This is a genomic window from Mycobacterium sp. UM_11 (assembly GCF_001414075.1).
Taxonomy (GTDB): domain Bacteria; phylum Actinomycetota; class Actinomycetes; order Mycobacteriales; family Mycobacteriaceae; genus Mycobacterium.
Genome location: NZ_LATC01000134.1, coordinates 1 through 10,213, shown reverse-complemented (window position 1 = coordinate 10,213; position 10,213 = coordinate 1). Strand labels below are relative to the sequence as shown.

The window sequence follows — 10,213 nt, the reverse complement described above, 5'->3', positions numbered from 1 at the left end:
GATGTGTATAAGAGACAGGTACACGATCAGCTTGGCCAGCATCGAGTCGAACTGGCCGCCGATCACCGAACCGGCCTCGACACCGGAATCCAGCCGGACCCCCGGCCCGCTGGGCGTCTCGTACTTGGTCACCGGGCCGGGCGCCGGCAGGAAGCCGCGGCCGGCGTCCTCGCCGTTGATCCGGAACTCGATGGCGTGGCCGCGCGGCGTGGGATCCTCGGTGAGGTCCAGCTTTTCGCCGTTGGCGATCTTGAACTGCTGCAACACCAGGTCGATGCCGGCGGTCTCCTCGGTGACCGGGTGCTCGACCTGCAGGCGGGTGTTGACCTCCAGGAACGAGATCAGGCCGTCCTGGCCGACCAGGTACTCCACCGTCCCGGCGCCGTAGTAGTGCGCCTCCTTGCAGATGCGCTTGGCCGACTCGTGGATCTCTTTGCGCTGGGCGTCGGTCAGGAACGGCGCGGGCGCCTCCTCCACCAGCTTCTGGAACCGGCGCTGCAGGGAGCAGTCGCGGGTGCCGGCCACGATGACGTTGCCGTGCTGGTCGGCGATCACCTGCGCCTCGACGTGGCGCGGCTTGTCCAGGTAGCGCTCGACGAAGCACTCGCCGCGGCCGAAGGCGGCGACGGCCTCGCGGACCGCCGACTCGTACAGGTGGGGAATCTCCTCGATGGTGCGGGCCACCTTCATGCCGCGGCCGCCGCCGCCGAACGCCGCCTTGATGGCGATCGGGACGCCGTACTCCTCGGCGAAGGCGACCACCTCGTCGGCGTCCTTGACGGGGTCGGGGGTGCCGGGCACCAGGGGCGCCTGGGCGCGCGCGGCGATGTGGCGGGCGGTCACCTTGTCGCCGAGGTCGCGGATGGACTGCGGGCTGGGGCCGATCCAGATCAGGCCGGCGTCGATGACCGCCTGCGCGAAATCGGCGTTCTCCGAGAGGAACCCGTAGCCGGGGTGCACCGCGTTGGCTCCCGACTTGGCCGCCGCGTCGAGCAGCTTGCCGAAGTCCAGGTACGACTCCGCGGAGGTCTGGCCACCCAGGGCGAACGCCTCGTCGGCCAGCCGCACGTGCGGCGCGTCGGCGTCGGGTTCGGCGTACACCGCCACGCTGGCCAGACCCGCATCGCGGGCCGCGCGGATCACCCGGACAGCGATCTCGCCGCGGTTGGCGACAAGCACTTTGGAGATCCTCGAGCTGGCGTGACTAGCCACTGCGCCTCCTGTTTGGCATATCTCAAGCGGACGTGTTTCCGCCGTGGGCTTCTTTAAGAGAGTTTCTTACACTGACTGGGAAGTCTAAGCGCCGCGCCGTCAGGCCGATGAGGCGGTGCCGGAATTCTGGCCCGATTCGCGCAGCCGCCGCTTGATGCGCGCGAGCATCGCCGACATCCCGCGCAACCGCAGCGGGCTGATCAGCGCGGCCAACCCCAGGTCGGTGTAGAAATCCTCGGGCACCGCCAAAATGTCGGCCGCGGGTTGCTCGTCGAGACCGGCCGCCAGGATCGAGGCGAACCCCCGGGTGGTCGGCGCCTCGGCGGGCGCGCTGAAGTGCAGCCGCACCCGGTCCGGGTCGCTGGCGTCGACGTGGAGGAACAGCGGCGTCTGGCACTCGGGCACGGGCTCCATGGCCCGCTCCTCCAATTCGGGTGGCAGGGGCGGGAGTTCGTTGGCGAATTCCAGCAGCAGCGCCAGCTTGTCCTGGCCTTGCACTTCGGCGAAGTCGGACACGACCTCGGCCAGCGGGGCGGGCAGGCTCATCGGACCGGAACTGTCCCCGGCTCTTCACCCCCGACGATCGGCGTGCGCACGGTGTTGCCCCACTCGGTCCACGATCCGTCGTAATTGCGCACCCCTGGCTTGCCCAGCAGGTAGGTGAGCACGAACCAGGTGTGGCTGGACCGCTCGCCGATGCGGCAGTAGACGACCGTCTTGTCGTCGGGGTCGATGAAGTCGTAGAGCTCCTCGAGCTCCGCGCGGCTGCGGAAGCGGCCGCTCTCGTCGACCGCCTTGGCCCACGGGATGGACCGGGCGGTGGGGATGTGGCCGCCGCGCAGCACGCCTTCCTCGGGGTACTCGGGCATGTGGGTGCGCTTGCCGGTGTACTCGTCCGGTGAACGCACGTCGATCAGCGGCTGGCTGCCCAGGATGGCGAGCACGTCGTCCTTGAACGCCCGGATGGGCTCGTCGTTGCGCGCGACGACGGGGTAGCCGGTGGAGGTCTTGGTCGGCACGTCCAGGGTGGTCTCCCGGCGCTCGGCCAGCCACAGGTCGCGCCCGCCGTTGAGCAGGCGCACGTCCGGGTGGCCGAACAGCGTGAAGACCCACAGCGCGTAGGCGGCCCACCAGTTGCTCTTGTCGCCGTAGATCACCACGGTGTCGTCGCGCGAGATGCCCTTGCGGTCCATCAATTCGGCGAACTGCTCGCCGTTGATGTAGTCGCGGACCCTCGGGTCGTTGAGGTCGGTGTGCCAGTCGATCTTGACCGCGCCGGGGATGTGGCCGACGTCGTAGAGCAGGACGTCCTCGTCGGATTCGACGATCACCAGGCCGGGGGTGCCCAGGTTGGCGGAGACCCAGTCGGCGGTGACCAGCCGTTCGGGGTGGGCGTAATCGGACAGCGTCGGGCTTGGATCGGGAGGTAAGGCCACGCTGTCGAGCCTACCGCCAGCGCATCGGGTCGCACCGCCGCCGTCAGCCGCCGCGACACTGAAACGAGGGCGGCGACACGCCGTCGCGGGTCGCCGTGGTTTACGTCTCGCCGACGGCGGAGGCGCGGTTGGCCGCCCACACGCCGGCCACCGACAGGCCCACCCGCTCCAGCAGCGCGCGCAGCAGCGGCAGGCTCACGCCGATCACGTTGGACGGGTCACCGTCGATGCCGTCGACGAACCAGCCGCCCAGCCCGTCCAGGGTGAACCCGCCGGCCACGTGCAGCGGCTCACCGGCGGCGACGTACGCCCGCAGGTCCGCGTCCGTGGGCGTGGCGAAATGCACTGTGGTGCAAGCGGATTGCGCTTCACGGTGGGTGATCGCGGCACCGCTGAGCCGCAGCAGGCAGTGCCCGGTGTGCAGCCGGCCGGACCGGCCACCCATGCGGCGCCACTGGGCCGCCGCGGCGTCGGGGGACCCGGGCTTGCCGCACAGCTCGCCGTCGAGGTAAAGCATCGAATCACAGCCCAGGACAACGCAATCCGCGGCTACCGCGGCGTCCAGCTCGCCCGCCACGCGCTCGGCTTTGGCCGTCGCCAGCGCGCACACCACCTCGGCCGGCGCGGCGTCGGGCCCCCGCCCGGCGACGATGGCGTCCTCGTCCACGCCGGAAACCACGACCAGCGGATCGACGCCGGCCTGGCGCAGCACCTTCAGGCGACCCGACGACGCCGAGCCCAGGACCAGGCGGGTCAATGCCTCATGTGCGTCATCTGCTGCATGGTGAGCCGCTGGTAGTTGGACATCGGGAAACGCAGCCGGTCCACCGGCAGCCCCCAGCGGGTGGGCTCGGGCTCGCGGGGTTCGGGCACGCCCCCGCCGACGACGCCGAGCGCGGCGACCAGGGCGGCCAGCTCCTCGTCGGTGGGGTGACCCTTGAGCACGTGGATGTGCGGCTCGTGCGCGGTTTCTGTTGTCTGGGAATCGTTTTCGTCGCTCACAGTGGGATGTTCCCGTGCTTCTTCGGCGGCAGGTGGCTGATCTTGCGTTCCAGCAGGCGCAGCGCCGTGCCGATGTAGCCGCGGGTGTGCGACGGCGGGATCACCGCGTCGACGTACCCGCGCTCGGCGGCGACGTACGGGTTCACCAGCGTGTCCTCGTACTCCTGCTGCAGCTGCAACCGCAGCTCGTCGACGTCCTTGCCCTCCTTGGCCGCCTCGGCCAGCTGCTTGCGGTAGACGAAGCCGACGGCGCCCGACGCGCCCATCACCGCGATCTGGGCCGTCGGCCAGGCGATGTTGACGTCGCAGCCCATGTCCTTGGAGCCCATGACGCAGTACGCGCCGCCGTAGGCCTTGCGGGTGATGACGGTGATCTTCGGAACGGTGGCCTCGCCGTAGGCGAACAGCAGCTTGGCGCCGCGCCGGATGATGCCGTTGTATTCCTGACCCGTGCCCGGCAGGAAGCCCGGCACGTCCACCAGCATGATGATCGGGATGTTGAAGCAGTCGCAGGTCCGCACGAACCGCGCCGCCTTCTCCGAGGCGTTGATGTCCAGGCAGCCCGCGAACTGGGTGGGCTGGTTGGCCACGATGCCGACCGGGCGGCCCTCGATGCGGCCGAACCCGACGACGATGTTGGTGGCGTAGCCGTTCTGGATCTCGAGGAACTCGTCGTCGTCGAGGATGCGGGTGATCACCTCGTGCATGTCGTACGGCTGGTTGGCCGAGTCCGGGATCAGCGTGTCCAGCTCGAGGTCCTCGTCGGTGAGGTTGTCCTCGATGGCGCCCTCGGGGACGGGCTCGGCGTAGCGCGGCGGGTCGGTCGCGTTGTTGGGCGGCAGGTAGCTCAGCAGGTCGCGCACCCAGTCGAAGGCGTCCTGCTCGCCGGAGGCGACGTAGTGCAGCGTGCCGGACTTGGCCATGTGGGTGTGGGCGCCACCGAGCTCCTCCATCGTGACGTCCTCGCCCGTGACGGTCTTGATGACGTCGGGCCCGGTGATGAACATCTGGCTGGTCTGGTCGACCATCACCACGAAGTCGGTCAGGGCGGGGGAGTAGACGTGCCCGCCGGCGGCCGCGCCCATGATCAGCGAGATCTGCGGGATCACACCGGATGCCAGGATGTTGTTGCGGAAGATCTTGCTGTACAGGCCGAGCGAGACGACGCCCTCCTGAATCCGCGCGCCGGCGCCGTCGTTGATGCCGATCAGCGGGCGGCCGGTCTTGATCGCCAACTCCTGGACCTTGACGATCTTCTCGCCGTACACCTCGCCGAGGCTGCCGCCGAACACGGTGGCGTCCTGGCTGAAGATGCACACCTCGCGGCCGTCGATGGTGCCGTAACCGGTGACCACGCCGTCGCCGAGCGGGCGGTTGTTCTCCAGGCCGAAGTTCTTGCTGCGGTGCCGCGCCAGCGCGTCGAGCTCGACGAACGAGTCCTCGTCCAGCAGGGCGTAGATGCGCTCGCGGGCGGTCAGCTTGCCCTTGGCGTGAACCTTGTCGACGGCCTCTTCACCCACCGGGTGCAGCGACTCTTCCCGGCGCTTGTGCAGCTCGGCGAGCTTGCCCGCCGTGGTGTGGATGTCGATGGTGTGTTCGGCGGCCGGCTCCGCTGTGTGGTCGGTAACGCTTGTCATGGCATCCGATGTTATCGGCAGCCCCGGGGGCGCTGTTTAGGCTGGGCCTGATGGACACCGACGAGCCCCCGGCGCCACTCGACGCGGCCGCGCTGCGCGCCGAGCTGATCGGCACCGGACTCGGCTGGCGCCGGCTCGACGTCGTCGAACACACCGGCTCCACCAACGCCGACCTGCTGGCGCAAGCGGCGTCGGGCACCGACGTGGCCGGGGCCGTGCTGATCGCCGAGCACCAGACCGCCGGGCGCGGGCGGCACGGCCGCGGCTGGTCGGCCGCCCCGCGGGCGCAGATCACGATGTCGGTCGGCGTCAGCATCGTCGACGTGCCGACGGCCGGCTGGGGCTGGCTGCCGCTGGCCACCGGGGTGGCCGTGGTCGACGCGGTGGCCCCGCTGCTCGCCGGCGTCCCGGTGGGGCTCAAGTGGCCCAACGACGTGCTGGCGGGTGACCCGCCGGGCAAGCTCGCGGGCATCCTGGCCGAGGTGGCGCGGCCGGTAGTGGTTATCGGCTTGGGGCTCAACGTGTTTGAGGCTCCAGCCGGCATCGATGGGGCCACCTCGCTGCTCGACCTGGGCGTGCCGGCGCCCGACCGGACCCGGCTGGTGTCCGGGTTGCTGTCCGAGCTGGGCCGGCGGATCGTGGCCTGGCGCGCCGCACGCGGGGCCGACTGGGCGCTGGCCGCCGACTATCGGGCGCGCAGCCTGACCGTCGGCACCCGGGTGCGGGCGCACCTGCCGGGCGGCAAGGAAATCGTCGGCGCCGCGACCGCGGTCGACGACCAGGGCAGGCTATGCATCGAGGCCGGCGGCCAAACCGTCGTCGTTTCGGCCGGTGACGTGGTGCATTTGCGGTAGCTTCGGGCGGGTGAGCTACCCGGATAACGTCCTGGCCGCCGGCGAACAGGTGATCGTCCACCGCCACCCGCACTGGAAGCGCTTGATCTGGCCGGTCGTGGTCCTGCTGCTGGTCACCGCGCTCGCGTCGTTCGGGTCCGGGTACCTCAACTCGACGCATTGGGGGCAGCTGGCCAAAAACATCATCTACGGGGTGATCTGGGGCATCTGGCTGGTGATCGTCGGCTGGCTGACGCTGTGGCCGTTCTTGACCTGGCTGACCACCCATTTCGTGGTGACCAACCGGCGGGTGATGTTTCGGCACGGCGTGCTGACCCGCACCGGGATCGATATTCCGCTGGCGCGGATCAACAGCGTGGAATTCCGCGACCGGATCACCGAACGGATGTTTCGCACCGGGACGCTGATTATCGAATCGGCGTCACAGGATCCGTTGGAGTTCTACGACATTCCGCGGCTGCGCGAGGTGCACGCGCTGCTGTATCACGAAGTCTTCGACACCCTCGGTTCGGACGAGTCGCCCAGCTGAGCCGACCGGCCGGCCCGGTTGCGCCAGGCGCGCAGCAGCGTGACGTTGCCGCCCTCGATCTCGTCCTCGAGCATCTCGGCGATGCCGCCGGCGGTGAGGGCGGATTCCAGGGCCTTGTCGGGGTTGCGCGCGAACTCGTCGGGGAACACCCAGCGCCGGAACGCCCAGAAGCGGAACGCCATCTGCAGCAGGTTGCCGATGATGTAGGCGGAGATGAAGTCGGCGATGTTCTCCACGGTCAGCGACACCGTCGGCTCGCGCAGCTGCAGAACGTAGCTGGAGAACCACAGCGGCGCCATCGACAGCAGCACCCCCACCCCGCTGAACGCGAAGAACAGCAGCGCCTCGTGGTGGCGTTCGCGGCCGCCGCGATCGCGGAAGCTCCACTCCCGGTTCAACACGTAGGACGCGATGACCGCGACGATGCCGGCGATGACCTTCGCGGTGACCGGCTTGTAGTCCAGAATTGTCAGCTTCAGCGTGTAGAAAATCGCCGAGTCGATCACGAACGTGGTGCCGCCGACGATGGCGAATTTGATCAGTTCGTGGTGGCGCAGCAAATAGGGCTGAATAAACCCGGGCATACGCTCGATTGCGGCTTCGGCGAAGGGCACAAGTGGTCAGTGTACGGACGGACACAAAATCGACGCAAAATCGTACATAACGATTCGGTGTCACCGCCGGTCAACACACCGCGCGCGCCGTGACACCATGAACGCCGTGCCGAGTACACCCCCGGCGGGGGGCGCCCCCGCAGCAGCGCCGTTGGTCGCCATGGTCGGCGGCGGCCAGCTTGCCCGGATGACCCACCAGGCCGCGATCGCGTTGGGGCAGACGCTTCGGGTGCTGGCCACCGCGCCCGACGAGTCGGCCGCGCAGGTCACGCCCGACGTGGTGATCGGCTCGCACGCCGACCTCGAGGACCTGCGCCGGGTCGCGGCGGGGGCCACCGTGCTGACGTTCGACCACGAGCACGTGCCGACCGAACTCCTGGACAAGCTGGTCGCCGAGGGCGTCAACGTGGCGCCGCCGCCGCAGGCGCTGGTGCACGCCCAGGACAAGCTGGTCATGCGGCGACGGATGGAGGCCCTCGGCGCCGCGGTGCCCCGCTACGCCGAGATCCGTAGCGTCGACGAACTGGACGCCTTCGCGCGGCGCATCGCCGGCCCCGTGGTGGTGAAAGCGGTCCGTGGCGGTTACGACGGCCGCGGGGTGCGGATGGCCCGCGACCCGTCGCACGCCCGCGAGATCGCGGCCAGTTTCCTGGGGGACGGGGTGCCGGTGATGGCCGAGGAGCAGGTGAACCTGCGCCGCGAGCTGTCGGCGCTGGTGGCCCGGTCGCCGTTCGGCCAGGGCGCGGCGTGGCCGGTTGTCGAGACCGTGCAGCGGGACGGGATCTGCGTGCAGGTGATCGCGCCCGCGCCGGAGCTGGCGCCCGCGCGGGCCGCCGAGGCCCAGCAGCTGGCGCTGCGGCTGGCCGCCGAGCTCGGCGTCGTCGGGGTGCTCGCGGTCGAGTTGTTCGAGACGGTCGACGGCGAGTTGCTGGTCAACGAACTGGCGATGCGGCCGCACAACTCCGGCCACTGGACCATGGACGGGTCGCGCACCAGCCAGTTCGAGCAGCACGTGCGCGCGGTGCTGGACTATCCGCTCGGCGACACCGACGCGCTGGCGCCGGTGACCGTGATGGCCAACGTGCTGGGCGCGCGGGACGCCCCGGCGATGAGCGTCGACGAGCGGTTGCACCACCTCTTCGCGCGGATGCCCGACGCCCGGGTCCACCTGTACGGCAAGGAGGAACGGCCCGGCCGCAAGGTCGGGCACATCAATTTCCTCGGCACCGACGTGGCGGAGTTGCCCGCGTTGCGGGAGCGTGCCGAGCTCGCGGCACACTGGTTGTCACACGGGATTTGGACGGACGGATGGGATCCGCATGACTAGCACCCCCAGGGTCGGCGTGATCATGGGCAGCGACAGCGACTGGTCGGTGATGGCCGACGCCGCCGAGGCGCTGGCGGAGTTCGACATCCCGACCGAGGTCCGGGTGGTCTCGGCGCACCGCACCCCGCAGGTGATGTTCGACTACGCGCGCACCGCGGCCGGCCGCGGCCTCGAGGTGATCATCGCCGGCGCCGGCGGCGCCGCCCACCTGCCCGGGATGGTCGCGTCGGCGACCCCGCTGCCGGTGATCGGCGTGCCGGTGCCGCTGGGCCGGCTCGACGGCCTGGACTCGTTGCTGTCGATCGTGCAGATGCCGGCGGGCGTCCCGGTGGCCACGGTCTCGATCGGCGGCGCCCGCAACGCGGGCCTGCTCGCCGTGCGCATCCTCGGCTCGTCGGACCCCGCGCTGCGGGCGCGGATCGCCGACTTCCAAGAGCAGCTGGCCGAGGCCGTGCGGGCCAAGGATGAGGCGCTGCAGCAGCGCCAGGGTAAAGTTACCGGCTAGTAGCAAAGAGGAGGCCAGGATGGCTGGTTGGGCCGGAGACCCCACGTTTGATCTGTTCCAGTTGCCCGAGGAGCACAACGAGTTGCGGGCCGCGATCCGCGCGCTGGCGGAAAAGGAGATCGCCCCGCACGCCGCCGATGTGGACGAGAACTCGCGCTTCCCGGACGAGGCGCTGGAGGCGCTGAACGCGTCGGGCTTCAACGCTGTGCACGTCCCGGAGGAGTACGGCGGCCAGGGCGCCGATTCGGTGGCGGCGTGCATCGTGATCGAGGAGGTCGCGCGCGTCGACGCGTCGGCGTCGTTGATTCCCGCGGTGAACAAGCTGGGCACCATGGGGCTGATCCTGCGCGGCTCCGACGAGCTGAAGAAGCAGGTGTTGCCGTCGATCGCCGACGGCACCGCGATGGCGTCCTACGCGCTGAGCGAGCGGGAGGCCGGCAGCGACGCGGCCTCGATGCGGACCCGGGCCAAGGCCGACGGCGACGACTGGATCCTCAACGGCGCCAAGTGCTGGATCACCAACGGCGGCAAGTCGAGCTGGTACACGGTCATGGCGGTGACCGACCCGGACAAGGGCGCCAACGGCATCTCGTCGTTCATGGTGCATGCCGACGACGAGGGGTTCACCGTCGGCCCGAAGGAGCGCAAGCTCGGCATCAAGGGTTCGCCCACCACCGAGCTGTACTTCGAGAACTGCCGCATCCCGGGGGACCGGATCATCGGCGAGCCGGGCACCGGCTTCAAGACCGCGCTGGCGACGCTGGACCACACCCGGCCGACCATCGGCGCCCAGGCGGTCGGCATCGCCCAGGGTGCGTTGGACGCCGCCATCGCATACACCAAGGACCGCAAGCAATTCGGCAGCCCGGTCAGCGACAACCAGGGCGTCCAGTTCATGCTGGCCGACATGGCCATGAAGCTCGAGTCCGCCCGGCTGATGGTGTACCACGCGGCCGCCCGCGCCGAGCGCGGCGAATCCAACCTCGGGTTCATCTCCGCGGCGTCCAAGTGCTGGGCCTCCGACGTGGCCATGGAAGTGACCACCGACGCGGTGCAGCTCTTCGGCGGCGCCGGCTACACCTGTCTCTTATACACAT

Annotated in this window: 12 protein-coding genes; 5 read left to right on the top strand and 7 right to left on the bottom strand. The window is 69.7% G+C overall.

What is annotated here, in order from left to right; genetic code table 11:
* The 6 genes from WU80_RS22555 to WU80_RS22530 form a co-directional block, all read right to left on the bottom strand.
* Positions 1-1,212 (bottom strand): acetyl/propionyl/methylcrotonyl-CoA carboxylase subunit alpha (locus tag WU80_RS22555; protein WP_055405851.1); only part of this gene is annotated, 1,212 nt, incomplete at its 3' end.
* Between the two features lie 99 nt (positions 1,213-1,311).
* Complete coding sequence (locus WU80_RS22550; protein WP_055405332.1) at positions 1,312-1,758, bottom strand: SufE family protein; 447 nt, start codon at positions 1,756-1,758, stop codon at positions 1,312-1,314.
* Positions 1,755-2,648 (bottom strand): sulfurtransferase, encoded by an 894-nt coding sequence (locus WU80_RS22545; protein WP_055405331.1) that lies wholly within the window; start codon positions 2,646-2,648, stop codon positions 1,755-1,757. Before WU80_RS22545 ends, WU80_RS22550 begins: the two co-directional genes overlap by 4 nt.
* A gap of 100 nt (positions 2,649-2,748) precedes the next feature.
* Positions 2,749-3,405 carry a nucleoside triphosphate pyrophosphatase gene (locus WU80_RS22540; RefSeq protein ID WP_055405330.1) on the bottom strand — a complete coding sequence of 219 codons (657 nt, stop codon included), beginning with the start codon at positions 3,403-3,405 and terminating at the stop codon, positions 2,749-2,751.
* Positions 3,402-3,650, bottom strand: coding sequence for an acyl-CoA carboxylase subunit epsilon (locus WU80_RS22535; protein WP_055405329.1), 249 nt, complete (start codon positions 3,648-3,650; stop codon positions 3,402-3,404). Before WU80_RS22535 ends, WU80_RS22540 begins: the two co-directional genes overlap by 4 nt.
* Positions 3,647-5,287 (bottom strand): acyl-CoA carboxylase subunit beta, encoded by a 1,641-nt coding sequence (locus WU80_RS22530; protein WP_055405328.1) that lies wholly within the window; start codon positions 5,285-5,287, stop codon positions 3,647-3,649. The genes WU80_RS22535 and WU80_RS22530 overlap by 4 nt, the downstream gene beginning before the upstream one ends.
* A gap of 50 nt (positions 5,288-5,337) precedes the next feature.
* On the opposite strand from WU80_RS22530, the gene WU80_RS22525 reads away from it, so the two are divergent.
* Together WU80_RS22525 and WU80_RS22520 are read left to right on the top strand one after the other, a co-directional pair.
* The gene (locus WU80_RS22525; protein WP_055405327.1) at positions 5,338-6,141 is read left to right on the top strand and encodes a biotin--[acetyl-CoA-carboxylase] ligase; all 804 of its coding nucleotides are present in this window, start codon (positions 5,338-5,340) and stop codon (positions 6,139-6,141) included.
* Positions 6,142-6,151: 10 nt separating this feature from the next.
* Positions 6,152-6,670, top strand: a complete 519-nt coding sequence (locus WU80_RS22520) for a PH domain-containing protein (protein WP_055405326.1) — start codon at positions 6,152-6,154, stop codon at positions 6,668-6,670.
* Here WU80_RS22520 and WU80_RS22515 read toward each other — a convergent pair.
* Entirely contained in the window at positions 6,625-7,284 is a 660-nt protein-coding gene (locus WU80_RS22515; protein WP_055405325.1) for a GtrA family protein, read from the bottom strand. The two genes, WU80_RS22520 and WU80_RS22515, sit on opposite strands and share 46 nt — an antisense overlap.
* Before the next feature lie 97 nt (positions 7,285-7,381).
* On the opposite strand from WU80_RS22515, the gene WU80_RS22510 reads away from it, so the two are divergent.
* The 3 genes from WU80_RS22510 to WU80_RS22500 form a co-directional block, all read left to right on the top strand.
* Positions 7,382-8,611, top strand: coding sequence for a 5-(carboxyamino)imidazole ribonucleotide synthase (locus WU80_RS22510; RefSeq protein WP_082459990.1), 1,230 nt, complete (start codon positions 7,382-7,384; stop codon positions 8,609-8,611).
* Positions 8,604-9,116, top strand: a complete 513-nt coding sequence (gene purE / locus WU80_RS22505; RefSeq protein WP_055405323.1) for a 5-(carboxyamino)imidazole ribonucleotide mutase — start codon at positions 8,604-8,606, stop codon at positions 9,114-9,116. The genes WU80_RS22510 and purE overlap by 8 nt, the downstream gene beginning before the upstream one ends.
* A 19-nt stretch (positions 9,117-9,135) precedes the next feature.
* Positions 9,136-10,213, top strand: a 1,078-nt coding sequence (locus WU80_RS22500) for an acyl-CoA dehydrogenase family protein (RefSeq protein WP_055405850.1), incomplete at its 3' end; no start/stop codon positions are given.